17 protein-coding genes and 1 pseudogene are annotated in these 16,508 nt (G+C 68.4%); 13 read left to right on the forward strand and 5 right to left on the reverse strand.

All coding sequences use genetic code 11. From position 1 onward, the window contains the following. Window positions 1-372: 372 nt before the first annotated feature. The 13 genes and pseudogenes from rplU to C0R46_RS12855 form a co-directional block, all read left to right on the forward strand. A pseudogene (gene rplU / locus C0R46_RS12795) lies at window positions 373-771 on the forward strand (50S ribosomal protein L21); the annotation flags it as partial. A 170-nt stretch (window positions 772-941) separates the two neighbouring features. Next, complete coding sequence (gene rpmA, locus C0R46_RS12800; RefSeq protein ID WP_102960045.1) at window positions 942-1,211, forward strand: 50S ribosomal protein L27; 270 nt, start codon at window positions 942-944, stop codon at window positions 1,209-1,211. Between the two features lie 127 nt (window positions 1,212-1,338). Beyond that, window positions 1,339-1,905, forward strand: a complete 567-nt coding sequence (locus tag C0R46_RS12805) for a GNAT family N-acetyltransferase (protein ID WP_245413566.1) — start codon at window positions 1,339-1,341, stop codon at window positions 1,903-1,905. Continuing rightward, entirely contained in the window at window positions 1,902-2,498 is a 597-nt protein-coding gene (locus C0R46_RS12810; protein ID WP_102960046.1) for a DUF3833 family protein, read from the forward strand. Before C0R46_RS12805 ends, C0R46_RS12810 begins: the two co-directional genes overlap by 4 nt. 87 nt (window positions 2,499-2,585) lie before the next feature. After that, entirely contained in the window at window positions 2,586-3,671 is a 1,086-nt protein-coding gene (obgE, locus tag C0R46_RS12815; protein ID WP_102960047.1) for a GTPase ObgE, read from the forward strand. Continuing rightward, on the forward strand, window positions 3,668-4,822 hold the full coding sequence (gene proB, locus C0R46_RS12820) for a glutamate 5-kinase (protein ID WP_102960048.1): 1,155 nt from the start codon (window positions 3,668-3,670) through the stop codon (window positions 4,820-4,822). The genes obgE and proB overlap by 4 nt, the downstream gene beginning before the upstream one ends. 12 nt (window positions 4,823-4,834) lie before the next feature. After that, window positions 4,835-6,118 (forward strand): glutamate-5-semialdehyde dehydrogenase, encoded by a 1,284-nt coding sequence (locus C0R46_RS12825; RefSeq protein WP_102960049.1) that lies wholly within the window; start codon window positions 4,835-4,837, stop codon window positions 6,116-6,118. 2 nt (window positions 6,119-6,120) lie between these two features. Next, window positions 6,121-6,756 (forward strand): nicotinate-nucleotide adenylyltransferase, encoded by a 636-nt coding sequence (locus C0R46_RS12830; protein WP_425349887.1) that lies wholly within the window; start codon window positions 6,121-6,123, stop codon window positions 6,754-6,756. A gap of 68 nt (window positions 6,757-6,824) precedes the next feature. Continuing rightward, a complete protein-coding gene (rsfS, locus tag C0R46_RS12835) occupies window positions 6,825-7,262 on the forward strand; it encodes a ribosome silencing factor (RefSeq protein WP_102960050.1) in 438 nt (145 codons plus the stop codon). 54 nt (window positions 7,263-7,316) lie between these two features. Next, complete coding sequence (rlmH, locus tag C0R46_RS12840; RefSeq protein ID WP_102960051.1) at window positions 7,317-7,799, forward strand: 23S rRNA (pseudouridine(1915)-N(3))-methyltransferase RlmH; 483 nt, start codon at window positions 7,317-7,319, stop codon at window positions 7,797-7,799. Between the two features lie 196 nt (window positions 7,800-7,995). Then, a complete protein-coding gene (locus C0R46_RS12845; RefSeq protein WP_102960052.1) occupies window positions 7,996-9,534 on the forward strand; it encodes a murein hydrolase activator EnvC family protein in 1,539 nt (512 codons plus the stop codon). Next, window positions 9,524-10,864 carry a S41 family peptidase gene (locus C0R46_RS12850; protein ID WP_102960053.1) on the forward strand — a complete coding sequence of 447 codons (1,341 nt, stop codon included), beginning with the start codon at window positions 9,524-9,526 and terminating at the stop codon, window positions 10,862-10,864. Before C0R46_RS12845 ends, C0R46_RS12850 begins: the two co-directional genes overlap by 11 nt. 140 nt (window positions 10,865-11,004) lie before the next feature. Further along, complete coding sequence (locus tag C0R46_RS12855; RefSeq protein ID WP_102960054.1) at window positions 11,005-12,171, forward strand: divergent polysaccharide deacetylase family protein; 1,167 nt, start codon at window positions 11,005-11,007, stop codon at window positions 12,169-12,171. Between the two features lie 55 nt (window positions 12,172-12,226). On the opposite strand, the gene C0R46_RS12860 is transcribed toward C0R46_RS12855, so the two are convergent. The 5 genes from C0R46_RS12860 to C0R46_RS12880 all read right to left on the reverse strand — a co-directional run bounded on the left by C0R46_RS12860 (window position 12,227) and on the right by C0R46_RS12880 (window position 16,360). Further along, window positions 12,227-12,742 carry an RNA pyrophosphohydrolase gene (locus tag C0R46_RS12860; protein ID WP_102960055.1) on the reverse strand — a complete coding sequence of 172 codons (516 nt, stop codon included), beginning with the start codon at window positions 12,740-12,742 and terminating at the stop codon, window positions 12,227-12,229. A 67-nt stretch (window positions 12,743-12,809) separates the two neighbouring features. After that, window positions 12,810-13,397 (reverse strand): class I SAM-dependent DNA methyltransferase, encoded by a 588-nt coding sequence (locus tag C0R46_RS12865; protein ID WP_102960056.1) that lies wholly within the window; start codon window positions 13,395-13,397, stop codon window positions 12,810-12,812. Then, window positions 13,394-14,161: a PIG-L deacetylase family protein gene (locus C0R46_RS12870; protein WP_102960057.1), complete on the reverse strand. Its 768-nt coding sequence runs from the start codon at window positions 14,159-14,161 to the stop codon at window positions 13,394-13,396. The genes C0R46_RS12865 and C0R46_RS12870 overlap by 4 nt, the downstream gene beginning before the upstream one ends. Further along, window positions 14,158-15,273 (reverse strand): acyl-CoA dehydrogenase family protein, encoded by a 1,116-nt coding sequence (locus C0R46_RS12875; RefSeq protein ID WP_102960058.1) that lies wholly within the window; start codon window positions 15,271-15,273, stop codon window positions 14,158-14,160. Before C0R46_RS12875 ends, C0R46_RS12870 begins: the two co-directional genes overlap by 4 nt. Continuing rightward, the gene (locus C0R46_RS12880; protein ID WP_102960059.1) at window positions 15,263-16,360 is read right to left on the reverse strand and encodes a glycosyltransferase family 2 protein; all 1,098 of its coding nucleotides are present in this window, start codon (window positions 16,358-16,360) and stop codon (window positions 15,263-15,265) included. The genes C0R46_RS12875 and C0R46_RS12880 overlap by 11 nt, the downstream gene beginning before the upstream one ends. Between the last annotated feature and the right edge of the window lie 148 nt (window positions 16,361-16,508).

Raw genomic sequence — 16,508 nt, forward strand, 5'->3', positions numbered from 1 at the left:
GCGGGGCCGTCTGCATCCTGCCATGGCATGGTCGGCGCCTTCTGGGCGCGCGGCTCTCATATCAAAGGGATGCGCGCGCGCACAAGAGCAAATCGCGGGGCTTTGCCTCGACGAAACGCGTGTCGATGCGCAGGGCGCCCGCTGCGGCCCGTCGAATGCGGGAGGCGGCTGCAGTTGCGGCCCGCCGCGCCTGCCTGCGAGCGCGTTCATAGGTCCGGCAGGCCGCAGACTGCCTTGACGTCAAGGGCTCCGTCGTCTAAGTGCGGCGTCTGATCGGGCCTTGCCTTTCGGTGCGATCAGATCCGCAAAAAAACTGACAAGAAGACGGCCCGGGCGCTTGTCGCGCATGAGAGCCGGACGAACGGAGATACGATGTTCGCAGTCATCAAGACGGGTGGCAAGCAGTACCGCGTTGCCGCTGACGACCAGTTCACTATCGAGCGTGTGGCCGGTGAGGCCGGCGACCTCGTCACCTTCAACGAAGTGCTGATGGTCGGCACCTCGATCGGCGCCCCGCTCGTATCGGGCGCCAGCGTCACGGCCGAGATCATTGGCCAGACGCGCGGCCCGAAGGTCATCTCCTTCAAGAAGCGCCGCCGCCAGAATTCCAAGCGCTCGCGTGGCCATCGCCAGGACCTGACGCTGATCCGCATCAGCGAGATCCTGACGGACGGCCAGGCGCCGTCGCGCGAACGCACCGCCGCGCCGGCCAAGGCCACTGAGGGCGAGAGCGTGTCCGACGCAGCGCCGGCCGCTGCCGCCGACGAGGCGCCGAAGCGCGCCCCGCGTGCCAAGCCCGCGACGGTGAAGGCCGAGACCAATGCCGCGACCGAGACTGACACGCCGGTGAAGAAGCCGCGCGCCGCGCGCAAGCCGAAGACCGACGAGACCGGCGCCGAGGGCTGATCCGCCCGCCCCACACGATTTCAGGAGACTGAACGATGGCACACAAAAAAGCAGGCGGCTCGTCCCGTAACGGCCGCGATTCGGAGTCCAAGCGCCTCGGCGTGAAGAAGTTCGGTGGCGAGCGCGTCATCCCGGGCAACATCATCGTACGCCAGCGCGGCACGCAGTGGCATCCCGGCGTCAATGTCGGCATCGGCCGCGACCACACGCTGTTCGCCACCGCCGAGGGCGTCGTCACCTTCCAGAAGAAGGCGCGAGGGCGCACGTACATTTCCATTATGCCGAAAGCCGAAGCCGCAGAGTGACCCGGGGCTTCGAAGCGCCGGCGTTCCATCGACCCGGCGCTTCGATCTGAACCGAATATCGGCTTCGAAGCGAAAACAGGGGAGATGGGCCGCCATCTCCCCTTTTCGCATTCAAAGGACCGATGCGGTGATCGACGACCCGATGCCTGCGCCCTTAGAGGCGCAGCTGACATCCGCCCGGCTGACCCTGCGGCCACCCGTGATGGCGGACGCGCCGGCGCTCGCCGCGCTTGCCAATGACCGCCAACTCGCCGAGATGACGGCGCGCATTCCGCACCCCTACGGCATCGAGGATGCACGGTCCTATATCCGCGACCACGGCGACGAGATCATCTTCGCGCTGGTCGCCGATGGCGGCACGCGCTTCATCGGCATTTGCGGGCTGAAGCCGGATGGTGGCCCGAGACGCCTGGAACTCGGCTACTGGGTCGGCGCCCCGTTCCGCGGCAAGGGCTATGCCACGGAGGCGGCGCAGGCGGTGATCGACCATGCCTTCGGCACGCTTGATCAGGACTGCGTCACGGTGCGCTGCCGCGTCGTCAACGAGGCCTCGCGCCGCGTCATCCGCAAATGCGGCTTCCACTTCGTCGGCACCGGCATGTTCCGCTCGGCCACCGCAGGCGGCGTCGCCTGCGAGTGCTACCAGCTCGACCGCCGCTCCTGGCAGGCGCTGAAATCCTGGGGCGGGCAATGAGGCTCGGGATCGCGCAACTCGCTGTAGGCCGGGCAGGCTTTCGCGCTGCTTTTGCCACCACCGCGGTGCTCCTCATCGCAGCCTGCGGCAGCCTGCCGGAGCCGCAGCAGGGCTCGTTTGCGCTGGAGCGGTTCTTTGCAGGGACAAGCGTCTCCAGCGGCAGCATCGCGACGCTCGGCTTCTGGCACGAGACCTTCACCGCACGCTTCACCGGCGTTGCAGAGGGTGACCGGATGCAGCTCGACGAGCGCTTCCGCTTCGCCGATGGCGAGCGGCTGCAGCGCTGGGACCTGCGCCGCGTCGCGCCGGCGCGCTACGCCGGCACGGTGCAGACCGAAGGCGACGACGGTGCGCTGAGCGATCCTGTGCCGGTGGACGGCCGGCTGACACCCGATGGCGCCGTTCTCGACTATGATGGCTATGCACCCGGGGGAAACAGGCTGCTGCTGCACTTCCGGCACGTCATGCGCGAACGGCCGGACGGGACGGTCGCCAATCACGTGACGATCTCCAAGCTCGGCCTGCCGATTGCGAGTTCGGATGTGATCTTCGCCAAGAGCACTGCGGCCCTGCCGCGCCCCGAAGAACGCTGATCTGCCGACGGACGCAGCGTTTGCATTAGGGCGCCGGCGCATTAAGACGAAAATGCCGCACCACCGGCTGAGTGAAAGACCCAAGCGATGAAGTTTCTCGATCAGGCCAAGGTGTATATCCGCTCCGGCGACGGCGGCGCCGGCTCGGTGTCGTTCCGGCGCGAGAAGTTCATCGAGTTCGGAGGCCCGGACGGTGGTGATGGCGGACGCGGTGGCGACGTCTTCGTGGAGGCCGTGGCCGGCCTCAACACGCTGATCGATTACCGCTACCAGCAGCATTACAAGGCCAAGACCGGCATGCACGGCATGGGCCGCAACCGCACCGGCGCCAAGGGCGCCGACGTGACGCTGAAGGTGCCGGCGGGGACGCAGGTCTTCGAGGAGGACAACGAGACGCTGATCTGCGACCTCACCGAGGTCGGTCAGCGCTTTCGCCTGGCTGCCGGCGGCAACGGCGGCTTTGGCAATGCCTATTTCAAGAGCTCGGTGAACCAGGCGCCGCGAAGGGCCAATGCTGGCCTCGAAGGGCAGGAGATGACGATCTGGCTGCGGCTGAAGCTGATCGCCGATGCCGGCCTCGTCGGTCTGCCCAATGCCGGCAAGTCGACCTTCCTTGCCTCGGTCACCGCGGCGCGGCCGAAGATTGCGGACTACCCCTTCACGACCTTGCATCCCAATCTCGGTGTCGCGACGGTCGACGGAGCGGAGTATGTCCTTGCCGACATTCCCGGCCTCATCGAGGGTGCGCATGAAGGCGTCGGCATCGGCGACCGCTTTCTCGGCCATGTCGAGCGTACGCGGGTCCTCCTGCACCTCGTCTCGGCGACGGAGGAGGATGTCGCCGGCGCCTATGTGACGGTGCGGCGGGAGCTCGAAGCCTATGATGGCGGGCTGGAGGAAAAGCCGGAGATCGTCGCGCTGTCCAAGGTCGATACGCTCAGCCCCGAGGAGCGCGATGCGAAGCTGCGCGAACTCGAGAAGGTCGCCGGCAGCCGGCCGCTGGCGCTCTCGGCGGTGAGCCGCGAGGGCATGACCGAAGCGTTGCGCCACTTGCGGCGCGAGATCGAGGGGATGATGCCGGAGCCGGAGCCCGTCGATCCCGGCCGCTGGGCGCAGGACGGCGAAGACGATGACCGGCGCGGGGCGTCCGAGGCCGACGAGGGGGACGCATGACGGGCAGGCTCGCCGGCTATGGCCGCATCGTCGTCAAGATCGGCTCGGCGCTTCTTGTCGATCGCGACACGGGTCTGCGTCACGAGTGGCTGGCGTCGCTCTGCGCCGACGTCGCACGGCTCGCTGGAGAGGGGCGGGAGGTCCTGCTCGTCTCCTCCGGTGCCATCGCGCTTGGTCGCAAGATTCTGAAGCTGCCGGCCGGCACGCTGAAGCTGGAGGAAAGCCAGGCGGCGGCCGCAGTCGGGCAGATCGCGCTGGCGCGGGCCTATTCCGAGATGCTTGGCCGGCACTCCCTCGAAGCCGGGCAGATCCTGCTGACGCTCGGTGATACCGAGAAGCGCCGGCCCTACCTCAATGCTCGCGCCACCATCGGCACGCTGATCCAGTTTGGCGCCGTTCCCGTGATCAACGAGAACGACACGGTGGCGACGAGCGAAATCCGCTACGGCGACAACGACCGGCTCGCCGCGCGCGTCGCGACGATGATGACGGCGGATCTCCTGATCCTCCTCTCCGACATCGACGGTCTCTATACAGCGCCGCCGGCGCGCGCTCCGGATGCCCGGCATCTGCCGTTGGTCGAGCGGATCACGCCGGAGATCGAGGCGATGGCGGGCGGCGCCGCCTCCGAACTCTCCCGCGGCGGCATGAAGACCAAGATCGATGCCGGCAAGATCGCCACGTCGGCCGGTGCCGCGATGATCATCAGCGCCGGCAACCGCCTGAACCCGCTCGATGCCATCGATCGCGGCGAGCGGCAGACGCTGTTCCTGGCCGCAGGCAATCCGGTAACGTCTCGCAAGCGCTGGATCGCCGGGCATCTGAACGCCGTCGGACGGCTCGTCGTCGACGACGGCGCGGTCAAGGCGCTGACCGCCGGCAAGAGCCTGCTCGCAGCGGGTGTGCGGACGGTGGACGGCGACTTCTCGCGCGGCGACACGATCCTCGTCCTCGACGGCTCGGGCCGGGAGGTCGCGCGGGGCCTCGTCGCCTATGACGCCGCAGAGGCCAGGCTGATCGCCGGCAAGCGCTCGGATGCGATCGAGGCGCTGCTCGGCGAAGGGACGCGTGCCGCGATGATCCATCGCGACGATCTCGTGCTGGAGCGACATCTGCAGGATGCCGGCGGCTCCGCCGCCAGCCAGCTGTGAGGGACTGAGGCGATGCTCGACCGGGTGAACGAGACGCAGTCGCTGGAAGCGGCGATGAACCTCATCGGGCGGCAGGCGAGGCGCGCGGCACGGATGCTGGCGCAGACGCCGGCCGAGGCCAAGAACGCCGCGCTCGCCTTCATGGCCGATGCGCTCGAGGCCGAAAGCGGCGCGATCCTCGCGGCCAATGCCGAGGACGTCGCCCGCGCGCAGGCGAACGGCGTCGCCGCCGCGTTTCTGGACCGGCTGATGCTGGATGAGGGGCGCATCCGCGCCATGGCCGAGGGGCTGCGGGCGGTCGCCGCGCTGGCAGATCCCGTCGGTGCCGTGACCGCCGCCTGGGAGCGGCCGAACGGCCTACGTATCGAGCGGGTGCGTACGCCGCTCGGCGTCATCGGGGTGATCTATGAGAGCCGTCCGAACGTGACCGCCGACGCCGGTGCGCTGTGCCTGAAGGCTGGCAATGCCGCGATCCTCAGGGGCGGCTCGGATTCGGCGCGCTCCACCGCGGCGATCCATGCGGCGCTCCAATCAGGGCTCGCCAAGGCGGGGCTCGACCGCAACGCCATCCAGATCGTGCCGCCGGGCGACCGTGCCGCCGTCGGCATGATGCTGGGCGGGCTCGATGGGGCCATCGACGTGATCGTGCCGCGCGGCGGCCGCTCGCTGGTGGAGCGGGTGCAGGCCGAGGCACGGGTGCCTGTCTTTGCGCATCTGGAGGGCCTCTGCCACGTCTATGTGGACAAGGCGGCCGATCTCGCCATGGCCATCGACATCGTCGTCAATTCCAAGCTGCGCCGCACCGGCATCTGCGGCTCGGCCGAAACGCTGCTCGTGGATGAGTCGGGCGCGGACCGGCTGCTGCTGCCGATCCTGGAGGCGCTGCGGGCGCGCGGCTGCGAAATCCGCGGCGACGCAGCGGTGCTGGCACGGGCGCCCTGGGCCGTGCCCGCGAGCGAAGCCGATTGGCGCACCGAGTATCTCGACGCCATCATCTCCGTTGCCGTGGTCGAGGGCGTCGAGGGCGCCATTGCCCATATCGAGCACTATTCCTCTCACCACACCGAAGCGGTGGTGACAGCGGACGAGGCCGTGGCCCGGCGCTTCCTCAGCGGGATCGATTCGGCGATCCTCCTCCATAATGCGTCGACGCAGTTTGCCGATGGCGGCGAGTTCGGCTTCGGCGGCGAGATCGGCATCGCCACGGGCAAAATGCATGCGCGGGGGCCGGTCGGCGTCGAGCAGCTCACTAGCTTCAACTACCGCGTCCACGGCAGCGGCCAGACGCGCCCGTGAGCATCGAGACCGCGCCGGATCCTGACGTCGATCCGGCGGCGCTGCGGCTGCCGCATACCGAAGCCGGCATGCGCGTCGGCCTTTTCGGCGGCTCGTTCAACCCGCCCCATGCGGGCCATCTCCTTGTCGCCGAGACGGCGATCCGGCGGCTGCGCCTCGATCGGCTCTGGTGGATGGTGACGCCCGGCAACCCGCTGAAGGACCATGGCGCTCTCAAGCCGCTGGGCGAGCGGTTGGCGGCTTCGCGGCGGCTGGTCGGCAATCGGCGCATCGATGTCACCGCCTTCGAGGCGGCGCACCGCATCCGCTACACCGCCGAGACCTTGGCGCTTGTGCTACGCCGCCGCCCCGAAGTCGACTTCGTCTGGATCATGGGCGCCGACAGCCTGGCATCCTTTCACCGGTGGCGCGACTGGCGCTGGATCGTGGAGCATATGCCGGTCGCCGTGGTCGATCGCCCGGGCTCGACCCTGGCGCTCCTTTCATCGCCCACCGCAGTGACGTTTGGACGCAGCCGTGTGGCCGAGGCTGCCGCCGCTTCGCTGCCGCGGCGCCCGGCGCCGGCCTGGGTGTTCCTGCATGGCCCGCGCTCCATGCTGTCGTCGACGCGATTGCGAGCCGGCGGCGCATCGTCTTGAAACAGACACGGAACACTGCCTATCTTTAGTCTCGGAGGCATCCCGCCGGGGTGCCCCGGCTCTAGCGCCTGAAAGGGACAACGACACTGAGACATGCGGCTGAAGCGAAGGAGGTCTTCCAGACGGCTCCTTCCGACGCGCCCGCCAGCGACCAGACGGTCGGACGGAACGCCATCGATCTCGTTCTAGCGAGTCTCGACGACTCCAAGGGCGAGGACATCGTCTCCATCGACATGCACGGTAAGTCGGCTCTGGCCGACTTCATGGTGATCGCCTCCGGGCGCTCGCATCGCCATGTCACCGCAGTCGCCGAGCATCTCCTGCGCGACCTGAAGGATGCCGGCTACGGCTCCTGCAAGATCGAAGGCCTGCAGAACGGCGACTGGGTGCTGATCGACACGGGCGACATCATCGTCCACATCTTCCGCCCCGAGGTCCGCAGCTTCTACAATATCGAGAAGATGTGGTCCGTGGGCGAGGGAAGCGGCGACACGACCGTCCATTGATGGTCGTGCGCTAGTGACGGTACGCAGCGCACCCCGCGCCGCTGAGCTGCGGCGATGCGGCTGACGCTCGCGGCCGTCGGAAAGATGAAGGCCGGCCCGGAACGCGAACTGGCGGACCGGTATCTCTCCCGCTTTGCCAAGAGCGGACCTGCGCTCGGCCTCGACTATGCCGGCCTCAGCGAACTCCCAGAATCGCGGGCTCAGGGAGCGGCGGAGCGCAAGGCGGACGAGGCGGCGCGGCTCGGATCGCTCCTGCCGGAGCGCGGGGTCCTCATCGTGCTTGACGAGACCGGACGCACGCTGTCCTCGGACGAGTTCGCCACCTTCCTGGCGCGCCAGCGCGACGAGGGTGCACGCGACCTGATGCTGGCGATCGGCGGGCCGGACGGTCACGATCCGGCCTTTCGCGCACGCGCGGCGCTGACATTGTCGCTCGGGCGCATGACGTTTCCGCACCAGATCGCCCGGATCCTCCTCGCCGAGCAGCTCTACCGCGCGGCGACGATCTTGGCGGGGCATCCCTACCACCGCTCCTGAGGACGACATGGTGGTGGTCATCAGAACGCCACGGTGGGCGTGCAGACGGTCGGGCGAGGGGCGGCCGGCCACATGGTTGATCGGTTGTTAAGACGCTGATCCTATTCTTGCCGAAGACAAGGGTGCCGCCGCGGCGGCTGCAGACGGCGCGTGGCGCGAGGGGCTGTTGAGGGGTTCCACAGGACGAAGCCTGAGGATGCCAGGGCGAGCGCTGTCGCGGCTGCCGCTGCTGATCGCGTTTGTCTTGGCTGCGGACCTGCCAGCCGGCGCCGTCGAGCCGCCGTCCGCTGCTGTCGGTTTGCCTGCCGGAACTGCTTCGCCCGCCGTCGCTCGCTCCACTATCCTGGAGAACGAACGGCGCAAGACCGCCGACGACCTCGCCTCGATCGCCGCCAGCATCTCGCTGAGCGAGGAGACAGTGCGCTCGCTCGACGCCGAGATCGTCGCGCTCGCTGCCGATCGTGATCGCATCCGCGGCGCGATGATCGCGGCGGCGACGAAGCAGAAGAGCATCAGCGCGCAGATCGCGGACACGCAGGGGCGCATCGACGGGCTCGTCGGCGAAGAATCAACCATCAAGGCCTCGCTGCGCGAGCGTCGCGGTCTGCTTGCCGAGGTGCTGGGTGCGCTGGAGCGCATGGGCCGCAAGCCGCCCCCGGCACTTCTGGTGAAGCCGGAGGATGCGCTGGGTTCGGTGCGTAGCGCCATCCTGCTCGGCGCCGTTGTCCCGTCGATCCGCCGCGAGACCGAGACGCTGATGGCGGACCTGAAGCGCTTCCTCGACGTGAAGCGCGAGATCGTCGCGGAGAAGGACCGCTTCGCCGCCCAGCTTGGCGAACAGCGCGAGGAGGAGGAGCGCCTGGCACGCCTCTTTGCGGAGAAGGAGAAGCTGGAGGCGGACAACCGCGGTCGGCGCGAGGCGGAGCAGCGCCGCGCCGCTGAGCTCGCTGCCAAGGCCACCACGCTGAAGGAACTGATCGCTTCGCTGGAAAGCGAAATGGACAGCGCCCGCGCGGCCGAGGATGCCGCGGCGAAAGTCGCCGCAGCCGAGCGCGCCAAGGCGGACAAACTGGCGGCGGAGGCAAACCGCCGCACGGCCGAGGCGAATGCGGCGCGGGAAGCGAAAGCGGGCGATGATATGCCGCCAACACCCGAGATCGCGCCGGCGGCAACGCCACCGGAGAGCGAGGTTCAGGTTGCAGCGTTGGTGCCCGAAAAGCCGGAACGGCCGCAGTATGATCTCGATTCACTTCGCCGTGACGCCACGATGCTGGAGCCATCCGCCGCATTTTCGACATTGAAGGGCCGTTTGACACCTCCCGTGTCAGGCGAACTTCGGACCGGCTTCGGGAAGGCCGACGATATCGGGATCGTGGCCGAAGGCGCGACCTTCGCGGCCCATGACGGCGACATCGTCACCGCTCCGGCCGATGGCCGCGTCCTTTATGCAGGACCGTTCCGCTCCTTCGGACAACTCTTGATCCTGAACGCGGGCGACGGATATCATGTCGTGTTGGCGGGCATGAGCCGGACCGATGTCGAAGTCGGCCAGTTCGTGATGTCCGGTGAGCCGGTTGCCTCGATGGGAGCGCGCAGGCTGGCCAGCGCAGGCGGAGCTGAGTTCGGCGCTGCCGAGCCGAGGCTGTATGTCGAGTTTCGAAAAGACGGGAAACCGGTGGATCCGGCCCCCTGGTGGGCGGTGGCACCATCTGGAAGGACGAGGAATGATTCGTAAGCTTTCGATACTCGCCGCCGGCGCCCTGATGGGAGCCTCCGCGATGTCCGTCGTGGCGGGCCAGACCGGTGGTGTCGCCAACGCGGCCGGGTCCGACACCTACCGCCAGCTGGCGATCTTCGGCGACGTGTTCGAGCGCGTCCGCGCTCAGTACGTGGACAAGCCGGACGACCAGAAGCTGGTCGAGACCGCCATCAACGGCATGCTGACCTCGCTCGACCCGCATTCCAGCTACATGAACGCCAAGGAAGCGGCGGACATGCGCACGGAAACGCGCGGTGAGTTCGGCGGCCTCGGCATCGAGGTCACCATGGAGAACGAGCTGGTCAAGGTGGTGTCGCCCTTCGAGGGCACGCCCGCCGACAAGGCCGGCGTGCTTGCCGGCGACCTCATCGCCGAGATCAACGGCGAGCAGGTGCGCGGCCTGACGCTCGCCGACGCCGTGGAGAAGATGAAGGGCGAGATCGGCACGACCGTCAGCCTCACCATCGTGCGCGAAGGCGCGACGAAGCCGGTGCGCCTTTCGATCGTGCGCGACGAGATCAAGGTCCCCTCGGTTCGCCACACGGTCGAGAACGACGTCGGCTATATCAAGCTCTTGAAGTTCAACGAGCAGACCACCGTCGGCATGGAAGAGGCGATCGCCGACATCGAGAAGACTGTGGGCAAGGACAAGCTGAAGGGCTACGTGCTCGACCTCCGGCGCAATCCGGGCGGCCTGCTCGACGAGGCGGTGAGCGTCTCCGACGCCTTCCTGCAGAATGGCGAGATCGTCTCGACCCGCGGTCGCAACCCGGAAGAAACGCGCCGCTACAATGCCCGCAGCGGCGACGACATCGACGGCAAGCCGCTGGTGGTGCTCGTCAATGGCGGCTCGGCCTCGGCCTCCGAGATCGTTGCCGGCGCGCTGCAGGACCAGCGCCGCGCCACGGTTGTCGGCTCGCGCTCCTTCGGCAAAGGCTCGGTGCAGACCATCATCCCGCTCGGCTCCAACGGCGCCCTGCGGCTGACGACGGCGCTCTACTACACGCCGTCCGGCCGCTCCATTCAGGGTCGCGGCATCGACCCGGACATCGTCGTGCAGCAGCCGCTGCCGGACGAGATCAAAAAGCAGATGGGTCTCGACAGCGAGGACGAGGTGGTGCGGGGCGAATCCTCGCTGCGTGGCCATATCACCGGCAACGAGGAAACCGAGGAGGGCTCCGGCTCGCTGGACTACGTGCCGTCCGAGAAGAAGGACGACCTGCAGCTCCAGTATGCGCTGGACCTTCTGCGCGGCGTGAAAACCGACGCGTCCTTCCCGCCGAAGTCGGACAGCGCCGCCAACTGAGGCTGCGCTCCCAACCGGACGATCTTTACCAAGGGCCCGGCGTATCTCGCGCCGGGCCCTTTTCGTTTCAGCGGCCCTGCATGATGCGCGGGCCGGCGCGCCGCGAGGCCCGGGCAAGGCTCGCCGTGTAGGACGATCCCATGCAGGGGGACATCTACCGGCCTCTCGGCCTCGACATCATAGCCAAGCCAGCGCGGCGCCCGGTTCTGACCGGATCGCGAGCCCTGGCGCTTGCCAGCGTCGCCATCATCTGCGGCGGCTCGCTGACGACGGCCCTGGTGCAGCCGCAGTTCCGCGTTGCCAGCGTCGAAACGCCTGCGAAGGCACCTCTTGCGGTGCCTGCTCAGACGCAGCTGGCCGTGCAGAAGGGGCCGGCGCTGCCGACCGTGCAGCGCGCCACCGCGCCGCTCGCCGCAGCGCCGCAGGATGCGTTCGTCGCGTCCGGCACCGATCTTGCCGCCTCCTACACCGTCGCTGATCCTGCAGCGATGCGCCAATCGCCGTCAGTGGCGCATCTGCCAGAACCCGATCTCACCGAAAACAGCCAGTATGGACCGCTGCCGGTGCGCGCGGCCGACGGCCGCCGGCCGCTCGACGTCTATTCCATGCCGTCCTCGGGCGCTCTCGGCACCCGCATCGCCATTGTCGTCGGCGGCCTTGGCATCAGCCAGACCGGAACCCAGAACGCCATCCGCTCGCTGCCGGATGCGGTGACGCTGGCCTTCTCGCCCACCGGCAACAGCCTCGGACGCTGGATGCAGGATGCCCGCCGCGGCGGGCATGAACTGCTGCTGCAGGCGCCGCTGGAACCGGTCGGCTATCCCGACGTCTCGCCATCGCCGAACACGCTGACGGCCGCAGACGCCGCAGCGGGACATTTCAACGATCTCTACGCCTCGCTGGCACGCATGACCAACTATGTCGGCGTCATGAACTATATGGGCGCCAAGCTCACTGCCGACCGCGCGGCGATGAACGGCCTCCTCGGTGAGATCGGCCGACGCGGGCTGCTTTACCTCGACGACGGAAGCTCGTCGCGCTCGCTGGCCAAGGACAGTGCAACCTTGGATGGCGTTCCGATCGCAGTGTCCGACATTCTCCTCGACGGCAGCCAGGAGGAAAGCGATATCCGCCAGCAGCTCGACACGCTGGAGCGGGTGGCGCGCGCCAGGGGCACGGCAATCGGCACAGCGTCCGCCTTCGACGTCTCCGTTGCGACAATCGCCGCCTGGATCAACGAGGCGCGCGGACGCGGCATCGAGATCGTGCCGATCTCGGCGCTCGCCTACGACCCGGAGCGGCAGTAGTGGCCCACGCGGCGCGGCGAATGGCCCGCGCCGGCCGAGGCTATGAAGCAGTCGCTCAGGCCACGAGCGGCCGGAACGCTTCGACGACCTTCTCGTAAACGGGCCGCTTGAACGGCACGATCAGATCGACGAGCTCCTCCATCGGCTTCCACGCCCACTCGTCAAACTCGGCCGTATGGCCACCCGGGGGCGGGTTGATCTGGATCTCGGACTCGTCGCCCTCAAAGCGGAAGGCGAACCACCGCTGCATCTGCCCGCGATAGCGGCCCTTCAGCGCGATGCCGACGAGGTCCGGCGGCAGATCATAGGCGATCCAGTCCGGAGCCTCGGCGAGCAGCGAGACGGAGCGCATGCCGGTTTCCTCGTAGAGCTCCCGCAGCGCCGCCGGCAGCGGCTCTTCGCCTTCGTCGATTCCGCCCTGCGGCATCTGCCAGAGCTTGGTGGCGCCGTCCAACTCGCCCTTGGGAGCAACCAGCCGGTGGCCGGCCCAGACGAGGCCCTCCCGGTTCAGCACCATGACGCCAACGCAGGGTCGATAGGGAAGGCGGGGCGTTTCAGCCGTCTGGCTCATCTCGACATCTCCATGCGCAGCGAGCCGGTCTCGCTTGGGTGAGGCGGGTCTTTAGCACGGGTTTCGGTCAGGCGCGCCTTGGCTTCTCATAAGCCACGGCTTCGAAACGCGCGTGACGCTCGAGGAAGACGAGGTGCATCCGCACGCCGCAGGCCTGCCGGATGCGCCGCTGCGCCAAAGCTGGAAGCTGCGCCGCGTCGTCGAAGGGCTTCAGATGATGCAGAGCGACCAGACGGCCGCCCGGCGCCAGCGCGGCAGTCACTCTTTGCAGCAGCCGGGCGAGGTCGCGCGGTTTGAGATAGTAGGCAATCTCGGAGGCGACGATGAGGTCGAAAGGCCCGCGCGGCATCTCATCCGGCAGCTCAGCGACGGCATAGTCGATCGGACGACGGCCAAGGGGCTGACGTTTCGCCTCGCGGATGGCAGTCGGCGCCGAGTCATTGGCGAGAAGGCGCAGGCATCGTTCCGAGAGCAACCGCGAGGTTTCGCCAATGGCGCAGGCAAGCTCAAGGCCGCGGCCGTAGAGACGGTCGCCGCAGGCGCGCAGCAGCACCCGCCGTTTATAGGCCTCGAACGGGCTAGCACGATAGTTCCAGGGATCGATGTCGCCGCGGAACTTCGCCTCGAAGCCGGAGGGGTCGATGGCGCGCCTCATCGAACGCCGTCCGGCCGATCCTCGTTGGCGCTTGGCCGCCAATAGCGCTCCCGAGAACCGCACAGTCGGTCGATCGTTTCCGGCGTCAGGCGGAAGGCGGTGGGATCGTCGGTGATGATCTCGCCGGTCTGCGTGCGATGCGCCGCGACGGCATGCCGCTTAGCGGCGACGGCGGCTTCCGGAAGGACGAAGTCGAATGCGTCCATTTCGCCGGCACGTGGACGATCTTCCGGTGCGCCGATCTCGTCGAGCCAGATCGCATATTCCCAGACGGTGACGGGCCTGTCCGTGGCGGCGATCGCACTGGTGACGAGGTGCCAGCTGTCGCGATGGTCGCAATGCGGGTCGCGCCGCCACGGCAGCAACACGAGGTCGGGCAAGAAGCTGCCCAGCACTGCCGTCGTTTCCGCGGAGGCGGCCATACCTGCGGTGCTGTCCGGTCGCGGCATGGCGGCGTCGGGCAGGTGCAGGAAGGTAGCGTCGTGATCATCGACGCCGAGCCGGCGCAACGCCTCCAGCGCCTCGCTTTCGCGCGCGGCGGCGAGGCGCTGACGCGGCCAACTGGCCGAGTTCAGGTGCGAGGCACCGCCATCGGTGACGAACAGGATGTGAAAGCGGGCGCCACGCCGTGCCAGCTCATGGATCAAGCCGCCGCAGCCGAGGGATTCGTCGTCCGGGTGCGGTGCGACGACGAGGATGCGCCGCGCCCGGATCTCGTCCGACTGGATGGATACCGTGCCTGTTGCGATCGGCAGGTCCGTCATCGGGACGGCACGTCATCGACGGCGACGCTGGGCCGAGCATCGTCTCCGCCGGGCGCCCAGAGGCCATCAGCAATCGCCGCGCCGAGGCCGGCCAGCGCGCCGTCCGGGTTCGGCTGGCGCAGATAGGTCCTGAGGTCACGCATGCGCCGCTCCAGCGGATGCGGCTGGATCAGCCCGGCGGCGCCGACGCCGCGCTCGGCCTCCTCCAGCACGCTCAGCGCCGCGGCCTCGACGGCGCAGCGCGTGGCATTGGCCGTCGCGATCGCCGCGGCCCCTTGCGCTGTGCCCTCAGCCGCGGCAGCCCAGCTTCGCGCCGACCGCTCCAGCCACAGATAAACGGTCTCGACGGCGATCCCCATCCTCGCAAGGCGGTGCGCCTGGTAGGGATCCTTGGCCCGGCCGGTGCCGGCGAGATGCCGGACGGCGATGTCGAGGACCGCATGCATGCCGCCGACCTGTACGGCCGCAAAGCGGGCGGCGCCCGCCGAGAACCAGGGCTGGCGGATATAGTCGTCGGGCTTGCCGATGATCCAGTCCGGCTCGATCTGGAGGCCGCTGAAGTCGACCACATGGCTGCCGGAGGCGCGCATCCCCATCGGCTGCCACCAGGCGCGATCGACAGGCAGCCCGGCGAGCGGCACGATGATCATCATGCGGCCCTCCGCCGACGGCACGGTGACGAGGGCATGGCTGAGCCCGTCGACGCCCGAGGCAAAGGACTTTCGGCCCTGCAGCCGGCCGTCATCCAGCCGCAACGGATCATCGGGCAGGTCGGTGTTCCAGACGCCGAGAATGCCGCCCTCGCGGGCGATCCGGCGATAGGTCTCCCGTTGGTCGGCGCTGCCGTAGCTGTCGATCAGGAGACATGCGTTGACGTGCCCCTCGAAGATGCGTCCCGTCGAGAGGTCGCCGCGCCCGATCATGGCCAGAAGCCTGAGGAGCCGGTGGTTCTCGCCAGGCGCGAGCGGCAGCTGCGCCAGCAGGCCGCGGGACCGCAAAGCCGCAAAAGCCCGTTCCGGGAAAGCGCCGTCGCGGTCGCACTCCGCTCCTTCCGCGTCGAGAAGCGCGATCAGCGCGGCGTCGGAGCCATGACCGGGCCGCTCATGCCGCAACGGAGCGGCCCTCCAGCGCGGCGATCATCAGCTCGAGATCGACGATCGCGCCATCCGCATGCATCAAGGGTGGCGCGTCCGGGTGCTCCGGCGTCAGCTGTTCGATCAGCCGCGTTGCCGGGAGTGGGCTTCCATCCGGTGCGTAGAAGAGCCCGACCGGGTGTCCCACTATGGATGCTGCCTCGGCAATGGCTGCTTGATCGCCGGCCAGCCCAAGCTGGCGCAGCAGGCGACGCTGCCGCAAGCGCCTCTCCAGCGAAGCCGGCGTCTCCACGAGAAGCGGTCGGCCATCCGCCTCGGCGCGCATCCACTCCTTCAGGCAGTCGGCCATGCCACCGGGCGCACGGCCGGCGAGGCGGGCGGACACCGTGACCTTCACATCCGGGGCATGGCGGAGATGGTAGCCGGCGCCGCGTACCACCGAGGCGAAAGCGATATCCTCGCCAGAGGGCTCCGCTGGCAGGCCGCCGACGGCACAATAGACGTCGCCCCGTACGGCGAGGCTCCCGCCGGTATGATCGCGGTGCCGCGGCCAGGGATCGTGAGGCAGCGGGTCGAGCAACGACGCCAGGCGGTCGGCGAGCCGATCGTAGCGCAACTGCATGGCAGCGCGGCGCAGCACGGCCGGGCCAAGCTGCGCCTCCTCGGCGCGGTCGCCGAACAGATGCCCGCCCACGAGATCGGCGCCCCGCGCAATCGCCGCGAGATTGGCCTCGATCCAGTCCGGATGTGGCGCGGCGTCCGCATCGGTGGTCAGGATCACGACGCGAGCCCGGTCGCTCACCGTGGTCAGGGCGCGTTCCATAGCGAGCCGGCGCGCCGAACCGACATGGGCGACCTCGGCGGGGAAGTCGATCTCGACGAGGTCGAGCTGGATCGCCGGAAAGCGCCGAGCCGCGGCGCGTGCGACGGCAGCCGACGCGTCCGTGCAGTTGTTGAGGATGATCGTGAGCGGAAGCGGGCCGTTGCCAGCGGCGAGCCAGGTCTGCCGGCCCAGCGCCTCGATCAGGATCGGCAGGCGCTTCTCTTCGTCACGCGCGGGAACCGCGACGACGGGGTGCCACTGGGGCAGCGAACTCGAACTCATGACGCTCCGCAGGTCGGACAGGCCTGCACGGGCGGCAGACGTCCGAGCGGATATGGCTCAGCTGCAACAGCGGATAAGTGGGTAGCCGGCGAAACTTGCGCCGGCTACCGATCACGTGATCGCGAGAGCGTTGCAGGAACGGGTCAAG

Origin of the sequence: Mangrovicella endophytica (assembly GCF_002893625.1) — a bacterium.
Taxonomy (GTDB): domain Bacteria; phylum Pseudomonadota; class Alphaproteobacteria; order Rhizobiales; family Rhizobiaceae; genus Mangrovicella; species Mangrovicella endophytica.

Coding starts and splice junctions, on each gene's coding strand:
- rpmA (WP_102960045.1), top strand. CDS start 942: ATGGCACACAAAAAAGCAGGCGGCTCGTCCCGTAACGGCCGCGATTCG.
- C0R46_RS12810 (WP_102960046.1), top strand. CDS start 1,902: ATGAGGCTCGGGATCGCGCAACTCGCTGTAGGCCGGGCAGGCTTTCGC.
- obgE (WP_102960047.1), top strand. CDS start 2,586: ATGAAGTTTCTCGATCAGGCCAAGGTGTATATCCGCTCCGGCGACGGC.
- proB (WP_102960048.1), top strand. CDS start 3,668: ATGACGGGCAGGCTCGCCGGCTATGGCCGCATCGTCGTCAAGATCGGC.
- C0R46_RS12825 (WP_102960049.1), top strand. CDS start 4,835: ATGCTCGACCGGGTGAACGAGACGCAGTCGCTGGAAGCGGCGATGAAC.
- rlmH (WP_102960051.1), top strand. CDS start 7,317: ATGCGGCTGACGCTCGCGGCCGTCGGAAAGATGAAGGCCGGCCCGGAA.
- C0R46_RS12845 (WP_102960052.1), top strand. CDS start 7,996: ATGCCAGGGCGAGCGCTGTCGCGGCTGCCGCTGCTGATCGCGTTTGTC.
- C0R46_RS12850 (WP_102960053.1), top strand. CDS start 9,524: ATGATTCGTAAGCTTTCGATACTCGCCGCCGGCGCCCTGATGGGAGCC.
- C0R46_RS12855 (WP_102960054.1), top strand. CDS start 11,005: ATGCAGGGGGACATCTACCGGCCTCTCGGCCTCGACATCATAGCCAAG.
- C0R46_RS12860 (WP_102960055.1), bottom strand. CDS start 12,742: ATGAGCCAGACGGCTGAAACGCCCCGCCTTCCCTATCGACCCTGCGTT.
- C0R46_RS12865 (WP_102960056.1), bottom strand. CDS start 13,397: ATGAGGCGCGCCATCGACCCCTCCGGCTTCGAGGCGAAGTTCCGCGGC.
- C0R46_RS12870 (WP_102960057.1), bottom strand. CDS start 14,161: ATGACGGACCTGCCGATCGCAACAGGCACGGTATCCATCCAGTCGGAC.
- C0R46_RS12880 (WP_102960059.1), bottom strand. CDS start 16,360: ATGAGTTCGAGTTCGCTGCCCCAGTGGCACCCCGTCGTCGCGGTTCCC.